Below are 17,947 nucleotides of genomic sequence, written 5' to 3'. Positions count from 1 at the left end.
GATCGACGACCGGACCCGATGCGCCAGCGCCAGAACGAGCCTGGGCGCCGGTGATCTCTAGCCCATCGACGGCCAGACATGGTCCGGGACCGGCCCGGTCGCGGCGACGACACCCAGCCCATCGACCACTAGACATGGTCCGGGAACGGCCCGGCGGCGGCGGTTGCCAGCTCCATCAACGGCCGGACAGGGTCCGGGACCGGCCTGGTGGCGGCCACGACAGCCAGCCCCATCGACCGCCGGACATGGTCCGGGAGTGGCCGGTGGCGGCGACGGTTGCCAGCCCAGCACCGTCGGCACGGGAACGGCCCTTCCAGCGGTGGGCGCGTGCAGTGCCGCACGACACGCGCCTGTAGCTGGTCGATCCGGGCGCGCGTTGCCCTGGCAGAGTAGGCGGGTGCCTACGAACCCCACGACCACCGGTTCCCTGCTCACCGCACTGTCCCCGGACCTGCGCACGGCGCTGATCCGGGTCGGCTACGACGCCGACACGCTGGTGGACGCGCTCGGCCCCGACGTGCATGCCGCGCTGGGCCGGTCCGAGCCGGTGCCGGTGCGCCGGGCCGCGCGGGCGGCCGGGGAGCTGGGCACGCTGATCCGGCTGCTGCTGCTCGGTGACGCGCTGCCGGAACGCGAGGTCGCCGCCGCGCTGTCGCCGGTGCGGATCGACGACGCCGTCGCGGCGGGGCTGCTGGCCCGGGACGGCGACGACCTCAGGGCCGCACTGGATCTGCGCCCGCTCGACACCGGCGCGGGCACCCGCTGGATCCTGTCCGACCTCGACGATTCGATGCGCAGGCGCACCCTCACCGAGGACCATGTCCTCGGTGTCGGGCACGCGTCGCTGTCGCTGCTGCGCGCCACACCGACCGAACCGGTGGGCACCCTGCTCGACCTGGGCACCGGCTGCGGTGTGCAGGCCGTGCACGCGGCGAGCTACGCGGGCCGGGTCACCGCCACCGACGTCAACGCGCGGGCGCTGTGGCTGGCCCAGGCCACCGCCACCCTGAACGAACTCGACATCGAACTGCGGGAAGGCTCCTGGTTCGAACCGGTGGCGGGCCGGAAGTTCGATCAGATCGTGGCCAATCCCCCCTTCGTGGTCGGCCCGGCACGCATCGAACACACCTATCGCGACTCCGGGCTGGCCCTGGACGGTGCCAGCGAACTGGTGATCGGGCAGGCGCCCGGCCTGCTGGCCCCCGGCGGCACCGCGGCCATGCTCGCCGCCTGGGTGCACGTCGAGGGCCAGGACTGGCGGCAACGGGTGTCGTCGTGGCTGCCCGCCCACGGCGTCGACGCCTGGGTCGTGCAGCGCGACGTCGCCGATCCGGCGCTCTACGTGGGCACCTGGCTGCGCGACGCGGGCCTCGACCCGCGTGACCCGGCCGCCCAGGCCCGCGCGGAAGCGTGGCTGGCGGCGTTCGAGGCCGCCGACGTGGAGGGCATCGGGTTCGGGTTCGTCTACCTGCACGCCATCGACGGACCGACCGAGCTGATGGCCGAGGACCTCACCCACGGCTTCGATGATCCGCTCGGTGACGAGGCGCCCGCCTACTTCGCGCGCTCGGCGTGGCTGCGCGCGGTGGCCGCCGACGACACCCTCGCCTGGACCTCCCGCTTCGCGCCGAGCCCGGCCACCGCCCTGGAGCGGGTGTATCTGCCCGGTGAGCACGGCTGGGCCGAGCAGGTCGCGCGGCTGCATCGCGGCGACGGTCCGCGCTGGCAGCACGAGGTCGACGAGTCGACGGTGGCCCTGGTCGCGGGAATGCGACCGGATGGTCTGCCGTTGTACGAACTGCTCGAACTGCTGGCCCTCGCCGAGGGCGCCGACGAGGTGACCCCGGAGTTCGCCGCCCAGGCACTCGGCGTCGTGGCCGGTCTGGTGCGCCACGGATTGGTCCGACCCGTGTAAGCCGCCCGGTGGTGGGCCGAGTTCCGGGCACGGTGCTCTTCTCAGGAACTTCTCAGCCGTACCGGTGGGAACCCGCAGCTCAGAGCGGTTTATCACCGGCACGATCGGGAACTTTCTCTAAGTCGGGTCCGTTGATCGGAGTGAGACACCACCGACAGGAGGCAAGTCATGACAAGCCCCGCCACTACTCGTGTGCGCCCCAGCGAGTCCGATATCGACGCCCAGAGCCCGGCCGCCGACCTGGTACGCGTGTACCTGAACGGAATCGGCCGCACGGCACTGCTCACGGCGGCCGACGAGGTCGAGTTGGCCAAGCGTATCGAGGCGGGCCTGTATGCCCAGCACCTGCTCGAGACCGGTAAGCGGTTATCGGCGACCCGCAAGCGTGATCTGGCGATTCTGGTCCGCGAAGGGCAGGCCGCCCGCTCGCATCTGCTCGAGGCCAACCTGCGTCTGGTCGTCTCGCTGGCCAAGCGCTACACCGGCCGCGGCATGCCGCTGCTCGACCTGATCCAGGAGGGCAACCTCGGACTGATCCGCGCGATGGAGAAGTTCGACTACGCCAAGGGCTTCAAGTTCTCCACCTACGCCACCTGGTGGATCCGCCAGGCCATCACCCGCGGTATGGCCGACCAGAGCCGCACCATCCGGCTCCCCGTGCACCTGGTCGAGCAGGTCAACAAGCTCGCCAGGATCAAGCGTGAGCTGCACCAGCAGCTCGGTCGCGAGGCCACCGACGCCGAACTCGCCAACGAGTCGGGCATCCCGGTGGAGAAGATCGCCGACCTGCTCGACCACAGCCGCGACCCGGTCAGCCTGGACATGCCGGTCGGCAACGACGAGGAAGCCCCGCTGGGCGACTTCATCGAGGACTCCGAGGCCACCTCCGCCGAGAGCGCGGTCATCGCCGGCCTGCTGCACCACGACGTGCGCAGCGTCCTGGCCACCCTCGACGAGCGCGAGCAGCAGGTCATCCGCCTGCGCTTCGGCCTCGACGACGGTCAGCCCCGCACCCTGGACCAGATCGGCAAGCTGTTCGGTCTGTCCCGCGAGCGGGTCCGCCAGATCGAGCGCGAGGTCATGTCCAAGCTGCGCAAGGGTGAGCGCGCCGACCGGCTGCGCGCCTACGCCAGCTGATCCCCCAGAACCCGACGGCCCCGCGGGGTCGTCTGCCGAAACGCCGACCGGTGTCCGCGACCTCACCCCTCCGGGGTCGCGAGCCGGTCGGCGTTGTTCGTCGGGGACCCGCTCAGGCCAGCCTGCGCGGGCCGGTGTCGAAGCGGCTCGGTTCCGGGCCGATCCGGGCCCTGGCGTAGATGATCTCGGCCGAGGACGGTGCCGCGAGCACCGGATCGCAGGACAGCTCGCGCATCTGCGGGATGTCGTCGAACAGGGCAGAGATGCGCTGCGCCAGCTCGGCCAGGGCCGCCTTGTCGACGGCGGGCCCTGCCTGACCCCCGGACAGCAGCGGCGCGGCCCGTGGCGCCTCGATCAGGGCCACGGATTCCTCCGCGGTGAGCGGCAGCGCGCGGAACGCGCGGTCGCCGAGCAGCTCGATGATCAGGCCCGAGAGCCCGAACTCGATGACCGACCCGAACGACGGGTCGTCGGTGACCCGCAGCACGCACCCCATGCCCTTGGTCGCCATCTTCTGCACGTGCAGCAGCGGATCGCCGCAGATCTCCACCAGGTCGGTATAGGCCTGGCGGACCGCGTCGGGGGTCCACAGGTCCAGGCGCACCCCGAGCAGGTCCGGCCTGCGCCGCCACAGCTCCCCGGTGGCCTTCGCCGCGACCGGATAGCCCAGTTCCTCGGCGGCGGCGACCGCCTGTTCGGCGTCGTGCACCGCCCGGAACTCCACGACGTCGATGCCGTAGCAGCTCAGCAGCCGCACCGTCTCCTCGTCGGTGAGCCAGCGCCCGCCCGATTCCGCGAGCCACTCCGCCACCAGGGCCGACGCGGCCGCGGTGTCGATGCCGGGCGGCCGCACGACCGGGGAGACCGGCCGGTCCCGCCAGCGGGCGTAACGCTCGGCCCTGGCCAGTGCCCTGGCCGCGCGTTCCGGGTCCGGATACGAGGGGATGGAGCCTCTGGCCGGCGCGCCACCGGTCGTGCGGACCGCGAGCAGCTTCGGAATGCCCGATTCGGCGACGAAGGTGGTCAGCACCGGCTTGTCCTTGCCGGGCGCCGAGGCGGCCGCCGCCCGGAGCGCGTCGGCGAAGCCGGTCATCGGCACCGGCACCGGCGGGGCGACGACGACGATCACCGCGTCGACCTCGTCGCTGCGCAGCGCGGCCTGCACCGCTTCCCGGTAGTCGGCGGGGGTGGCCTCCGGCCCCAGATCCACCGGTCCGTCGACCGGCGCGCTGGCGGCCCGCTCGGTCGGCCGCGCGCTGGGACCGCGATCCAGCGCCGTGGCGGGCCGGTGCACGCGCAGGCCCTCGCTGTGCGCGGCGTCGATGGCCAGCCAGTTCAGCGCGGCGCTGTTGCCGACCACCGCCACCCGTGGTCCGCGCGGCAACGGCTGACTGGCCAGCAGCGCGGCACAGTCGAACAGTTCCGAGATGGAGTCGACCTGGATGATCCCGGCCTGGGCGAACAGGTCGCGCACCACCGTGCGATCCATATCGGCGCCCGCCGCGAGGCGGCCGCTGCTCACCGCCACGATCGGCTTGCCGCGCGCCACCCGCCGGGCCAGCCGGGAGAACTTGCGCGGATTACCGAAGCTCTCCAGATACAGCAGGATCACCTCGGTATCGGCGGCGGTGTCCCAGAACTGCAGCAGATCGTTGCCGGAGACATCGGCGCGGTTGCCCGCCGACACGAACGTCGACAGGCCGAGATTGCGGGCCGCCGCCTCGCCGAGGATCGCCGCGCCCAGCGGGCCGGACTGGCAGAAGAACCCGATCCGCCCGCGCTCGGGCAGCACCGGGGCCAGGGTGGCGTTGAGCCCCACCGCCGGGTCGGTGTTGGCGATGCCGAGCGCGCTGGGACCGACCACGCGCATGCCGTGGCCGCGGGCCGCGGCGACCAGCTCGTGTTCGGCGGCCAGGCCCTCCGGTCCGGTCTCGCCGAAACCCGCCGTCAGCACCACCAGGCCCTTGACCCCCTTGGCCATGCAGTCGTCGAGCACCGACCCGATGGCGGCCGGTGGTACCGCGACGACCGCCAGGTCCACTTCGTCGGGGATCTCGCGCACCGTGGCGTAGGCGCGCACCCCACGCACCGACCGCCGGTGCGGGTTCACCGGGAACACCGGGCCGCTGAAGCCGCCGGCGAGCAGGTTCGCCAGTACCGCGCCGCCGACCCGGGTGGCCTCCGGCGACGCGCCGATCACGGCCACCGAGCCCGGTGCGAGCAGGTTGCCGACGCTGCGCGCCTCCGAGGCGGCCTCGCGCGAATCCCGCACGGTGCGCAGCGCTTCGGTGGGGTCGATCGCGAATTCCAGATGCACCTCGGCGCCGTCGCGACTGCGCTGCAGCTGATAGCCGGCATCGCGGAAGACGGTGATCATCGCCTCGTTCTCGGCGAGCACCTCCGCGACGAAGGCCACCACCTCGTTCTCGGCCGCCGCCCCCGCCAGGTGCTCGAGCAGCACCGAGCCCAGCCCGCGGCCCTGGTGCTCGTCGGCGACCACGAACGCGACCTCGGCGGCGCGCGGGCCCTGCCGGTCGAGCAGCTCGTAGCGGGCGACGCCGATGATCGCGTCCCCGAGCAGGGCGACCAGTCCCACCCGGTCGCGGTAGTCCACGTGGGTGGTGCGGTACATGTCCTTGGGCGAGATCCGCGGGTACGGACCGAAATAGCGCAGATACCGGGTGCGATCCGACAGCGCGGCGTGGAACACGGCCAGCGCGGGCGCGTCGGCGGGCACGATCGGGCGCACCCGGACCACGCCGCCGTCGGAGGCGAGCACGTCGCCGTACCAGTGCTGGGGTGGCGCAGGCGGATTCGCGGGCGTATCGGGGGTGTCGGGGAGCAGCGGCTCAGTCACGAGGGTCCTCCGGATCGAGCCCGAGCAGGGCGAAACTCGCCCGCCGGGTGGCCGTGATGGCGGTGTCGATGGCCCGTTGGGCGCGGATCTGGCCCGCGTCACCGAGCTCGGGGGTGCCACCGGGACCGTCCCAGGGCCGGTAGGCGGTGTCGCCACCGTCACCCATGCTGGTCGGCGGCTGGACCCGGGGCGCGGCGGCGCGCACCTGCTCGATCCAGTCGGCCGGGACCGGGGTCTCCGGTGCCAGCGGCCGGTCCAGGGCCGCGGCGAGCAGATGCGTCCAGGCCCGGGGCACCACCCGGACCACGCCGTATCCGCCGCCGCCGATGGCCAGCCAGCGCCCCTCGGCATACGTGTCGGCCAGATCACGCATCGCCAGGAAGGCCGCGCGCTGACCGTCCACGGTGAGTTCGAGATCGGCCAGCGGGTCCTCCCGATGGGTGTCGACGCCGCACTGGCTGACGATGATCTGCGGCCGGAACGCGGCCACCGCGCCGGGCACCACCGCGTGGAATCCGCGCAGCCACTGGGCATCCCGGGTGCCGGGCAGCAGCGGCAGGTTGATCGAGGTGCCCTCGGCCGCCCCGATGCCGGTCTCGGTGGGCCAGCCGGTGTTGGGCCACAACGTCGCCGGGTGCTGGTGAAGCGAGATCGTCAGCACCCGCGGATCGGCGTAGAAGGCGCGTTGCACGCCGTCGCCGTGATGGACGTCGACGTCGAGGTAGGCGATGCGGTCGAAGCCGTGATCGAGCAGCCACGAGATCGCGATCGCGGCATCGTTGTAGATGCAGAAGCCCGCCGCCGCGTCGGGCATGGCGTGATGCATGCCACCACCGATGCTCACCGCCCGCCGGGTCCGCCCGGCCGCGATCTCCCCGGCGGCGGCGAGCGTTCCGCCCACGATGACCGACGCCGCCTCGTGCATGCGTGGGAAGATGGGATTGTCGGCGGTTCCCAAGCCGTACACCGTGTCCTCGGGCGTCGGTGGGCCGTCCCCGGCCCGCCGCACCGCTTCGATGTAGGCGCTGCTGTGCACCCGCAACAGGTCGGCCCGGGTGGCCGCGGCCGGCGCCAACGGCTCGACACCGTCGAGCACGCCCAGACTTTCGGCCAGCGACATGGTGAACTGCAGACGCGCCGGTTTCATCGGGTGCTCCGGACTCCAGGTGTAGCCGAGGAATCGCTCGGTCCACACGACGGTCCCGGGCTCTTCGCTGCGCGGCGGCGTGACCATGCTCGCCACGCTAGTCGGAAGCAGCGACCCCCGTGACGCGTTGACATGCAGTAGAAATAGGGCCGCCGGTCCGGCGGGCGGACGGGCGTTCGCGCGTGGGTAGAATTCGTGCCGACGAAGGGGTAACAGGTGAAGGATCTGGTCGACACCACGGAGATGTATCTCCGTACCATCTACGACCTCGAGGAAGAGGGCGTGGTGCCGCTGCGGGCGCGTATCGCCGAGCGGCTCGAGCAGAGTGGTCCGACGGTGAGCCAGACGGTCGCGCGGATGGAACGCGACGGCCTCCTGCTGGTCGCGGGTGACCGCCACCTCGAGCTGACCGACAAGGGCCGCGCCATGGCGGTCGCGGTGATGCGCAAGCACCGGCTCGCCGAGCGGTTGCTGGTCGACATCATCGGCCTCGACTGGCAGAACGTGCACGCCGAGGCGTGCCGCTGGGAGCACGTGATGAGCGAGGAGGTGGAACGGCGTCTGATCGAGGTGCTCAACCACCCGACCACCTCGCCCTACGGCAATCCCATCCCCGGGCTGGACGAGCTCGGCCTCGGCGATACCCCCGCTGCCGAGGAGACGCTCGTGCGGCTGTCCGACCTGCCCAACGGCGCGCTGCACGCCGTCGTGGTGCGCAGGCTGGCCGAGCACATCCAGACCGACCCGGAGGTCATCGGCAGGCTGCGCGAGGCGGGTGTGGTGCCCGACGCGCGCGTCACCGTCGAGACCAAGCCGGGTGCGGTGCTGATCACGGTGCCGGGGCACAGTGGTTTCGAACTGTCCGAAGAGATGGCGCACGCCGTCCAGGTGAGGCTGGTCTGATACGTGAAACTTCTGGTCACCGGCGGCGCCGGCTACGTGGGTGGCGTCTGCGCCGCCGTCCTGCTCGAGGCCGGCAACGAGGTGGTCGTCGTCGACGACCTCTCGACCGGTAACGCCGACGGTGTCCCCGCCGGCGCCCGCTTCGTCCAGGGTGACATCGCCGTCGCGGCACCGGAGTTGCTGCGCGCCGAATCCTTCGACGGCGTCCTGCATTTCGCGGCGCAGTCGCTCGTCGGCGAGTCGGTGGAGCAGCCGGAGAAGTACTGGCAGGGCAATGTCGTCAAGACGCTGACCCTGCTCGAGGCGATCCGCGAGACCGGCACCCCGCGCCTGGTGTTCTCCTCCACCGCCGCGACCTACGGCGAACCGGAGCAGGTGCCGATCACCGAGGCCGCGCCCACCCGCCCCACCAACCCCTACGGCGCGAGCAAGCTGGCCATCGACCACGCCATCACCTCCTACGCGGTGGCGCACGGTCTGGCCGCGACGAGCCTGCGCTACTTCAACGTGGCAGGCGCCTACGCCGGTCTCGGTGAGAACCGGGTCGTGGAAACGCATCTGATCCCCCTCGTGTTGCAGGTGGCGCTGGGCCACCGGAAGGCCATCTCCGTCTACGGCACCGACTGGCCGACGCCGGACGGCACGTGTGTGCGGGACTACATCCACATCCGAGACCTGGCGCAGGCGCATCTGCTCGCCCTGTCCTCGTCGCAGCCGGGCAGCCACCGGATCCTCAATCTCGGCTCGGGCACCGGTTTCTCGGTGCGCGAGGTGATCTCGGCGTGCGAGCGGGTGACCGGCCTGCCGATCGAGGCGATCGACACGCCGCGCCGCGCGGGCGATCCGGCGGTCCTCATCGCCTCCAGCGACCGGGCGATCGCCGAGCTGGGCTGGCAGCCCGCGCACAACGATCTCGACGAGATCGTCTCCGACGCCTGGGAATTCCTGCGTTCGCTCGGTGACAAGGCGCACAGCGCGCGCTGAGTTCCGCCGATCGCCGGTGTCATGACCGGAGTGGGCCGATGTCGACCCCCAGATCGGCCGCGATCTGGTGACCGCAGTGCGCGAGTTTGCGGAGCCGTTCCGGCCGCAAACCGCTCTGCAACGAGGTCTCCAGCAGCACGGCCATCGGGTGGGTCGCGTCGGCGTCCACCGCCGCGGCGAGGGCGACGCCGGCGAACGGGCCGTCCCCGCGCAGATAGGCGCTGAACCCCAGCAGCGCGGCGGCTTCGGCGCGGTCGGCGCCGGGGGTGGCCCGGGCCAGCTGGGCCCACAGCTGTTCGGCGGCCTCGGCGTGATCGCCCAGTGCCAGCCCGTACATCGCGTCGCGGATCGGCCGGTCGCGCAGCGTGGCGGCCAGCTGCGCGAGTTCGCGATCGGCGCGCGGCGCCCCCGAGGCGGCGTCGGCGATCTGCCACAGCACCCATTCCAGCGCCCGGCGCTGATAGGCCACCGCGTGCCCGGCGCGCGCCGCCGCGGACAGGCCTTCGCGATAGCGCGCGACCGCGGGTCCGAGCCTGGTCTGCACCCGGGCGCGCAGGTGCCGGTCGGGCCGGACCAGGGCGGTCAGTTCGTTGCGGGAGCCGCGGATCTGCCTGCCGTCGAGGACGTGCGAGAGCGCCACCATCGACGCCGCCGGATCCCCGACGACCCCGCCCGCACCGCGCTGGAACAGATCGCGGAACCGTGCTCCCGCCACGATCGCGGGCACCGACCAGGCCCCACACACGGCGACGCCCTCGTCACCGAGCGCTTCGAGCAGCGACGCCGCCCGCAGCGCGGGCAGCACCCCGGTCCCGGCCTCGTCGACGAAGACCGCCAGCACCCCGCCGGCGTGCTCACGCAGGCAGATCGACCCCACACAGGCGGTGAACTGACCGATCCGGTGCGGATCGCCCAGTGCGTCCAGATCGAAGCGCACGACCGCCTCGATCGCCGTGGCATCGCCCCCACCCGCGCCGCGCAGCACCGCGACGACCAGCGAGCGTTCGGGGACGAAACCGAGCATGGCGGGCAGGGCGGCGATCAGCTCGCCGGGATCGTCCACCCGCAGCGGCGGCTGCGGCAGTCGCGCGGGATAGCCGGGCGTGGATTCGGCGCAGGTGAGCGCCCGGGGAAAGGGTCCGGAGCGGGTGGCCCGGCGGGTGGAGTTCGTCGAAGGTGTCATGGCTCCACCGTGCCCGGGGCCGTCGTCGGCGCCGGACAGCCGACCTGGGCATTCCGCCGCCCTGTTGACGGCGTCGCGGCTGTGGAGCGATCCCGGTCCCGGCGTCGCGCCCGGACCGGACTTGTCACCCCCGCGTGCTAGGCCCCGCGCACCCGGCGCACGGCGGTCGCGAACATCTCCGCGACGGCCTGGTCGTCCGGCTGCCCCGCGCCGAAGGTCATCGACGTCACGGTGATCCGCACATCGCCGACCTGCCCGATCGAGGTCTGCATCGTCTGGGTCAGCCCGGCCCCGCCGACATCGGGAACGACGGTGCGCCGCAACGACACCGCGTCGTCGGCGCCCGCCGGGACGGCGGTGCCGAGCACGGTCGAGACGGTCGATTCCGCGCCCGCCCGGCTGACCCGGATCTGCTCGCACCCGGCGAGCCGGTCGCGCAGGCGCGCGGCGGCCTCGGTGGTGCGTGACAGTTCGACGGTGAGCGTGGCCCGGCTCGCGTCGTCGTTGCCGACCGCGACCGCGGCCGGTTCGCCGCCCGGCTCGGGGTCCGGTGGCGTGCATCGCGACGGGCTGACGGTGGCCCCGGCCCCGACCCCGTCCAGATCGCCCGCCGCCGCGGCCGCGGCCTGCGGCGGCAGCACCACGGCCGGATACCGGGCCGGGAACTGCTGCGCGGTGGGCAGCAGATCGGCGAGCGCGCCGTCGACGTGCCGGACCGCCATCGCGCTCTGGGCGACCGGCGTGCCGCTGATGCTCTCGCCACACCCGGTCAGCGCGAGCCCGGCGACCGCCACCGCGCAGACGAGGGTCCGGCGCCGCTGCCCGGGGCGCCGGACCGGATCGCCGTGGTGGGCCGGTGTCGTTTCCGCCACGTTCACCCCTCCCACTGTGCCGCACCGGGCCGGTCGGGGCGTGATCGCCACGCCGCGCGGGAATGTCGAGGCAGCGGTGGCTGTTGTGTAGCAGGACGAGCCGTCCTCCGGCCGTGTGCGACGCGTCTGCTCGCGTGGGGGACAATGGAGAACGCCTCCCCCGCCGCGAGCGTTGGTGGACCGCGCAGGAAGGAGTACGCGATGGATGACCAGTCGCACATGTACGAGCTGGAGTTCCCCGCACCGCAGCTGTCGTCGGACGACGGCGCGGGCCCCGTGCTGGTGCACGGGCTGGAAGGTTTCACCGACGCCGGTCACGCCGTGCGCCTGGCGACCACCCATCTGCGCGAGAGCCTGGAATCCGAGCTCGTCGCCTCCTTCGACGTCGACGAGCTGCTCGATTACCGCTCGCGCCGTCCGCTGATGACGTTCAAGACCGATCACTTCGCCGAGTACGCCGAGCCCGAGCTGAACCTGTGGGCGCTGCGCGACACCGCGGGCACCCCGTTCCTGCTGCTGGCGGGCCTGGAGCCGGATCTGCGCTGGGAGAAGTTCACCACCGCGGTGCGGCTGCTGGCCGAGCAGCTCGGCGTGCGCCGCACGATCGGGCTGTCCGCGATCCCGATGGCGATTCCGCACACCCGGCCGCTGGGTGTCACCGCGCATTCCTCGGACCGTTCGCTGATCGGTGACCACCAGCGCTGGCCCGGCGAGCTGCAGGTGCCCGGCAGCGCGTCCTCGCTGCTCGAGTTCCGGATGGCCCAGCACGGCCACGAGTCGCTCGGGTTCTCCGTGCACGTGCCGCACTACCTGGCCCAGACCGACTACCCGGAAGCCGCGCAGACGCTGCTGGAGAACGTCGCCGACAGCGCCGGCCTCGAACTGCCGCTCACCGCGCTGGGCGAGGCGGCCGCGCGCGTGCGCGAGCAGGTCGCCGAGCACATCGCGGGCAACGAGGAGGTCGAGACGGTCGTGACGGCGCTGGAACGCCAGTACGACAGCTTCGTGACCGCCCAGGAGAGCCAGTCCAGCCTGCTGGCCGGCGACGGTGAACTGCCCAGCGGCGAGGAGCTCGGCGCCGAGTTCGAGCGCTTCCTCGCCGAGCAGGGCGGTTACGGCGACAACGCCCGCGACAGCGAGGACTGACCCGCCCGGGCCGTGCTGACGGGGGCCACGCCCATCCTGCCCACTAGGGTGGTCGGAGTGGATCTGACCGACCTGCTCGAAATCCCCGGGACCGACGCCGACGCGCTCTACGAGTCGTTCGCGGCGTGGGCCGCCGAGCAGGGCACCCCCCTGTATCCGGCGCAGGACGAGGCGCTGATGGAGCTGGCGTCGGGGTCCAACGTGATCCTGGCGACGCCGACCGGCTCGGGCAAGTCCCTGGTCGCGGTCGGCGCGCACCTGTTCGCGATGGCCAACGGGCAGCGCAGCTACTACACCGCGCCGATCAAGGCGCTGGTCAGCGAGAAGTTCTTCGCACTGTGCGAGGTGTTCGGCGCGGCGAACGTCGGCATGGTCACCGGCGACGCGGCGGTCAACGCCGACGCCCCGATCATCTGCGCGACGGCGGAGATCCTGGCGAACCTGGCGTTGCGCGAGGGCCCCGACGCCGAGGTCGGCCAGATCGTGATGGACGAGTTCCACTTCTACGCCGATCCCGATCGCGGCTGGGCCTGGCAGGTCCCGATCATCGAGCTGCCGCGCGCGCAGTTCCTGCTGATGTCGGCGACCCTGGGCGAGGTCGATTTCTTCGCCGAGGATCTCGAACGCCGTACGGGCCGCTCCACGGCGGTGGTCGCGGGCACCGAACGCCCTGTCCCCCTGACGTTCTCCTACGTGCGCACCCCCATCACCGAGACGCTCGAAGAACTGGTCACCACCCATCAGGCGCCGGTGTACGTCGTGCACTTCACCCAGGCCGCCGCGCTGGAACGCGCGCAGGCGCTGACCAGCGTGAACTTCGCCACTCGCGCCGAGAAGGACGCGATCGCCGCCGCCATCGGCGAGTTCCGGTTCGCCGCCGGTTTCGGCAAGACCCTCTCGCGGCTGATCCGGCACGGCATCGGCGTGCATCACGCCGGCATGCTGCCCAAGTACCGCAGGCTGGTGGAGAAGCTCGCCCAGGACGGCCTGCTGAAGGTGGTGTGCGGCACCGACACCCTCGGCGTCGGCATCAACGTGCCGATCCGCACGGTGTTGCTGACCGGGCTCACCAAGTTCGACGGTGTCCGCACCCGCAGGCTCAAAGCCCGTGAGTTCCATCAGATCGCGGGCCGCGCCGGTCGCGCCGGCTTCGACACCATGGGCACCGTCGTCGTCCAGGCGCCCGAGCACGAGGTGGAGAACGCGCGCCTGATCGCCAAGGCGGGCGACGACCCGAAGAAGCAGCGGAAGGTGCAGCGCCGCAAGCCACCCGAGGGTTTCGTCTCGTGGAGCGAGGAGACCTTCGACCGGCTCGTCGCCGCGCAGCCCGAGCCGATGGTGTCGCGCTTCGCGGTGACCAACGCCCTGCTGCTCAACGTGATCGCCCGGCCCGGCAACTGCTTCGACGCCATGCGCCACCTGCTCGAGGACAACCACGAGCCGCGGCCCGCCCAGCGCAAGCACATCCTGCGCGCGATCCGGCTCTACCGCGCGCTGCGCGATGCCGGTGTGGTGCAACAGCTCACCGAACCCGACGCCAAGGGCCGGATGGCCCGGCTCACCGTCGACCTGCAGCGTGACTTCGCTCTCGATCAGCCGCTCTCGCCGTTCGCGCTGGCCGCCTTCGAACTGCTCGATCGCGAAAGCCCCACCTACACACTCGATGTCGTCTCACTGATCGAGGCGACCCTGGAGGACCCGCGTCAGCTGCTGATGGCCCAGCAGCACAAGGCCCGCGGCGCCGCGGTGGCCGAGATGAAGGCCGACGGTATCGAATACGAGGAGCGCATGGAGCTCCTGGAAGAGGTCACCTGGCCCAAACCGCTGGCCGAGCTGATCGAGCCCGCGTTCGAGACCTACCGGGCCGGGCATCCCTGGGTCTCGGAGTTCGCGCCGTCGCCGAAGTCGGTGGTGCGCGACATGATCGAGCGCGCGATGACCTTCGCCGAGCTGATCTCGTTCTACGAGCTGGCCCGTTCCGAGGGCGTGGTGCTGCGCTATCTCGCCGACGCCTACCGCGCGCTGCGCCGCACGGTGCCCGACGCGGCGCGCACCGAGGAACTCGACGACCTCGTCGAATGGCTGGGCGAGCTGATCCGCCAGGTGGATTCGAGCCTGCTCGACGAATGGGAGCAGCTCACCAACCCCGGCGCGGAGAACGACGCCGAGCAGGTCGCGTTCGGCGCGGAGTCGGTGCGCCCGATCTCGGCCAACGAGCGCGCCTTCCGGGTGATGGTGCGCAATGCCATGTTCCGCCGGGTCGAACTGGCCTCGCGACAGCGCTGGTACGACCTGGACGAACTGAGCCCCGGCCCCGACTGGGCCGAGGACTTCGCCCCCTATTTCGACGAGTACGCCACGATCGGCACCGGTCCCGACGCCCGCGGGCCGCAGCTGTTCCAGGTGGAGCAGCGGCCGGGTTTCTGGCACGTGCGCCAGGTGCTCGACGACCCCGCCGGGGACCACGGCTGGGCGCTGACGGCCATCGTCGATCTGGAGGAGTCCGACGCCGCGGGCGAGGTCGTGTTCGACGAGGTCACGGTGTCGGCGGGCTGAGTGATACCCGTTCACTATCGTCGAAAATGACGAATGTTTGACGGATTCGTTGTTGGGTAGGCGCCGCTGATAGTCTCTCCCGGCCGCCGACCGAAAGTTCAACTATGCCCGAATCCCCGTACCTTGTCATCTACCCCGAACGGGTACGTGCCAATTACCGAGCTCTCGCAGCCGCCGTGTCGGCGCGGCGCAGCCGGGGCACCCGGATCAGGTACGCGGTGAAAGCGGCACCGGTCGACGAGTTGCTGACCCTGCTCGACGCCGAGGGCGCCGAGTTCGACGTGGCCAGCATCGGCGAGATCGACCAGGCGCTGCGCCTGGGGATCGACGCGGGCAAGCTCTGCTACGGCAACCCCATCAAGAAGAGCGCCCACATCGCGCGCGCCTTCGCCCTGGGGGTGCGCCGCTACGCCTTCGACACCGAGGACGATCTGCTGCGCATCGCCGAGCATGCCCCCGGCGCGGAGGTCGAGTGCCGGTTCCTGTCCTCGGCGCCAGAGTCGCGCACCCCCTTCGGCACCAAGTTCGGCTGCGCGCCGAGCGAGGCGCTGCGGCTGCTGGTGCGCGCCCGCGATCTGGGCTTGGTGGTGGGCGGCCCGTACTTCCACGTCGGCTCCCAGCAGCTCGATCCGGCCGCCTGGCGGATCGGCATCCGGCAGGCCGGTGAGATCGTGACCGCGTTGGCGGACAAGGACATTCACGTCGCCGCGGTCAATGTGGGCGGCGGCCTGCCGATCTCCTACGTCGACGCGGCCCCCGAACTCGACGCGATCGCGGCCGCCATGACCGCGGCCGCCGCCGAGTTCCTGCCCGAGTCCACCGGCCTGGTCGTCGAACCCGGCCGCGCGCTGGTGGGCAACGCGGGCACCATTCACGCCGAGGTCGTCGGCGTGCGATTCGCGCCGGATGGCCGGCGCTGGGTGTATCTCGACATCGGCCGGTACAACGGTATGGCCGAGACGGAGAACGAGTACATCGCCTACCGGTTCGTCACCGATCGCGACGGCGATCCGGTGGGTGAGGCGGTGGTCGCGGGTCCGACCTGCGACGGCGACGATGTACTGTATCAACGCACGAAGGTCCTTCTGCCGACCACGTTGCGAGCCGGTGATCAGATCCAGATCCTCGACACCGGCGCCTATACCGCGAGTTATTCGTCGGTGTCCTTCAATGGTTTTCCGCCCTTGACCGTTCATGTCTCGGGCGCTGAGCGAGAGTGAGTTTGCCCATGACGGCGGAATTCACCGGCTGGCACGTGCTGGCCGAGTTCGGTGGTGTCGACACAGACCTGTGTGACGATCTCGAACGACTCGAATCGGCGTTGCGTGAGTCTCTGATCGCGGCGGGCGTCACCATCTGCGATGTCGTTCACAAAAAGTTCGATCCGCAGGGGGTGACCGTCCTCGCCCTGTTGTCGGAGTCCCACGCCTCGATTCACACCTATCCGGAGTCCGGCGACATCTTCGTCGACGTCTTCACCTGCGGCAGCATCGGCGCCGGTGCGACGAAGGCGGTAGAACTCCTGCGAGACAAGTTGTCTCCCAAGGATGTTCGGATGAAGGTCGTCCAGCGCGGCCACGGTGCCGAGAAGATCTACGAACCGGTGGGCGACGGCCTGACCCGGATCTGGGATCTGCACGAGGTGATCGTGGACACGAACACCCCGTTCCAGCACATGGTGATCGCGCGGACCGATCAGGGCATCTCCCTGTTCTCCGACGACGACCGCCAGTCCACCGAGTTCTCCCAGGTCACCTACCACGAGGCCATGATGGTCCCGGCGTTCGTGCTGGCCGAGAAGCTGGACCGGGTGCTGATCATCGGTTCCGGCGAGGGTGTGGCCTCGCAGATGTCGGTGGCGGCGGGCGCGACCCTGGTCGACCACGTCGACATCGACCAGCGCGAGGTCGAGCTGTGCGCCCGGCACCTGCCCTACGGCTACACCACCGAGGAACTGGCGGCCGCGGTCGCCGGCGAGGGTCCGGTGCACGTGCACTACGCCGACGGCTGGGACTTCCTGGCCAACGCGCAGGAGGCGGGCACCCGCTACGACGTGATCGTCATCGATCTGCCGGACGAGCGCGTCGAGGACGCCCAGCACAACCGCCTCTACGAGGCGGAGTTCCTGTCCCGATGTAAGGCACTGCTGGCGCCCGGCGGCGTGCTGTCGGCCCAGGCCGGCTGCGCGACCATGTGGCGCAACGAGACCCTCAAGCGCTCGTGGGGCCGGTTCCACGAGCAGTTCGCCACCGTGGTCCCCTACGGCAGCGACGAGCACGAGTGGACCTTCCTGTTCGGCCTGAACGAGAAGATCGACGACCCGGTGCGCGGCATGACCGACCGCCTGGCCCTGCTCCCCTACCGCGCCGAGACCATCGACGCCCGCGCCCTCGAGCGCGGCGCGATCGAGCCCTACGCCCTGCGCGCCTGAGCTCGCTTCGCGACAGCCACCGAAGGCGGTGACCCGGACCCCGGGTCACCGCCTTCGTCGTTTTCCCCGTCAGCCGCCGAGCATCGCGGCGAACGCGCGCAGCGTCGCCAGCAACTCCGTCAGCCACTCCGCGGACTTGTCGGGTTCGATGACGCCGTCGATCGCGACGCCCTTGGCCACCGCGATCAGCAACCGGGCCAGGGTCGGCGGCGCGATCGGAAAGGCCTCGAGTCCGGCTTCAGCGAAGAGCGCGGTCAGCAAGGCGGTCACGGTGCGGTGCACCGTCTCGTCGCGCTCGGCGAGCTCGCGGCGCAGCGCGGGACTGTGCCGGGAGGCAACGGCCAGTTCGGATTTGAGCATCGCCCACCGCCGTTCCCGCGCCGCCTCGAGCATCCAGCGCTCGAAGGCCGCGAACCGCTCGTCGACCGTGCCGTCGCCGACCGCCGCGCTGATCGTGGCGATCTCGGCGTCGAGGAACTGATCGAGGACCGCCAGCGCGAGGTCCTCCTTACTGGCGAAATTCGAATAGACCGCCCCACGACTGAATCCGGCCGCCTCGGCGACCTGATTGTTCGAGGTCGCGCCGTAGCCATCGCGCAGGTAGAGCACAGTGGCCGACTCGATCAGCTTCGCGCGGGTCAGCGCGTGCGATTCCGTCCGGCTCAAGCGTTTCTGCACGGCCTGACCCTACCGGCGCGCCGCGAATGTCCCCCGATGCCATTGACGGGGATGGGTGTGACCGGGCACACTCTCCCCATTCAGATGTCGACAGCATCTGAATGCTGATGACATTTCAATGCCCGAACCAACCTTCTC

The 17,947-nt window shown here is 71.2% G+C and carries 13 protein-coding genes; 8 read left to right on the top strand and 5 right to left on the bottom strand.

Annotated elements, in window-relative coordinates:
- The first annotated feature begins 397 nt into the window (after positions 1–397).
- Both AB0H54_RS11070 and AB0H54_RS11065 read left to right on the top strand, forming a co-directional pair.
- Complete coding sequence (locus AB0H54_RS11070; protein ID WP_357344720.1) at positions 398–1,915, top strand: methyltransferase; 1,518 nt, start codon at positions 398–400, stop codon at positions 1,913–1,915.
- A 168-nt stretch (positions 1,916–2,083) separates the two neighbouring features.
- Positions 2,084–3,052, top strand: coding sequence for a sigma-70 family RNA polymerase sigma factor (locus tag AB0H54_RS11065; protein ID WP_022566390.1), 969 nt, complete (start codon positions 2,084–2,086; stop codon positions 3,050–3,052).
- Between the two features lie 112 nt (positions 3,053–3,164).
- On the opposite strand, the gene AB0H54_RS11060 is transcribed toward AB0H54_RS11065, so the two are convergent.
- Positions 3,165–5,909, bottom strand: coding sequence for a GNAT family N-acetyltransferase (locus tag AB0H54_RS11060; protein WP_357344718.1), 2,745 nt, complete (start codon positions 5,907–5,909; stop codon positions 3,165–3,167).
- Positions 5,902–7,143 (bottom strand): acetoin utilization protein AcuC, encoded by a 1,242-nt coding sequence (locus AB0H54_RS11055; RefSeq protein ID WP_357344716.1) that lies wholly within the window; start codon positions 7,141–7,143, stop codon positions 5,902–5,904. Before AB0H54_RS11055 ends, AB0H54_RS11060 begins: the two co-directional genes overlap by 8 nt.
- Positions 7,144–7,272: 129 nt before the next feature.
- On the opposite strand from AB0H54_RS11055, the gene AB0H54_RS11050 reads away from it, so the two are divergent.
- Both AB0H54_RS11050 and galE read left to right on the top strand, forming a co-directional pair.
- Positions 7,273–7,959, top strand: coding sequence for a metal-dependent transcriptional regulator (locus AB0H54_RS11050; protein WP_355277572.1), 687 nt, complete (start codon positions 7,273–7,275; stop codon positions 7,957–7,959).
- 3 nt (positions 7,960–7,962) lie between these two features.
- The gene (gene galE / locus AB0H54_RS11045) at positions 7,963–8,943 is read left to right on the top strand and encodes a UDP-glucose 4-epimerase GalE (protein WP_357344714.1); all 981 of its coding nucleotides are present in this window, start codon (positions 7,963–7,965) and stop codon (positions 8,941–8,943) included.
- Between the two features lie 19 nt (positions 8,944–8,962).
- On the opposite strand, the gene AB0H54_RS11040 is transcribed toward galE, so the two are convergent.
- Together AB0H54_RS11040 and AB0H54_RS11035 are read right to left on the bottom strand one after the other, a co-directional pair.
- Positions 8,963–10,126, bottom strand: a complete 1,164-nt coding sequence (locus AB0H54_RS11040; protein ID WP_357344712.1) for a DUF4192 domain-containing protein — start codon at positions 10,124–10,126, stop codon at positions 8,963–8,965.
- A gap of 137 nt (positions 10,127–10,263) precedes the next feature.
- Positions 10,264–11,004 (bottom strand): sensor domain-containing protein, encoded by a 741-nt coding sequence (locus tag AB0H54_RS11035; protein ID WP_357344710.1) that lies wholly within the window; start codon positions 11,002–11,004, stop codon positions 10,264–10,266.
- A gap of 195 nt (positions 11,005–11,199) precedes the next feature.
- Between AB0H54_RS11035 and AB0H54_RS11030 the strand changes: the two genes are divergently transcribed.
- The 4 genes from AB0H54_RS11030 to speD all read left to right on the top strand — a co-directional run bounded on the left by AB0H54_RS11030 (position 11,200) and on the right by speD (position 17,131).
- Positions 11,200–12,144 (top strand): PAC2 family protein, encoded by a 945-nt coding sequence (locus AB0H54_RS11030; RefSeq protein ID WP_355277582.1) that lies wholly within the window; start codon positions 11,200–11,202, stop codon positions 12,142–12,144.
- 57 nt (positions 12,145–12,201) lie between these two features.
- Complete coding sequence (locus AB0H54_RS11025; RefSeq protein WP_357344708.1) at positions 12,202–14,700, top strand: DUF3516 domain-containing protein; 2,499 nt, start codon at positions 12,202–12,204, stop codon at positions 14,698–14,700.
- Between the two features lie 104 nt (positions 14,701–14,804).
- The gene (locus AB0H54_RS11020; RefSeq protein ID WP_357344706.1) at positions 14,805–15,920 is read left to right on the top strand and encodes a type III PLP-dependent enzyme; all 1,116 of its coding nucleotides are present in this window, start codon (positions 14,805–14,807) and stop codon (positions 15,918–15,920) included.
- 8 nt (positions 15,921–15,928) lie between these two features.
- A complete protein-coding gene (gene speD / locus AB0H54_RS11015; RefSeq protein ID WP_355277591.1) occupies positions 15,929–17,131 on the top strand; it encodes an adenosylmethionine decarboxylase in 1,203 nt (400 codons plus the stop codon).
- Between the two features lie 69 nt (positions 17,132–17,200).
- On the opposite strand, the gene AB0H54_RS11010 is transcribed toward speD, so the two are convergent.
- Complete coding sequence (locus AB0H54_RS11010; protein ID WP_357344704.1) at positions 17,201–17,809, bottom strand: TetR/AcrR family transcriptional regulator; 609 nt, start codon at positions 17,807–17,809, stop codon at positions 17,201–17,203.
- Positions 17,810–17,947 lie beyond the last annotated feature (138 nt).

It is taken from the genome of Nocardia sp. NPDC050718, from assembly GCF_040654235.1.
Lineage (GTDB): Bacteria > Actinomycetota > Actinomycetes > Mycobacteriales > Mycobacteriaceae > Nocardia.
This window is presented reverse-complemented; position numbering and strand designations above follow the sequence as displayed.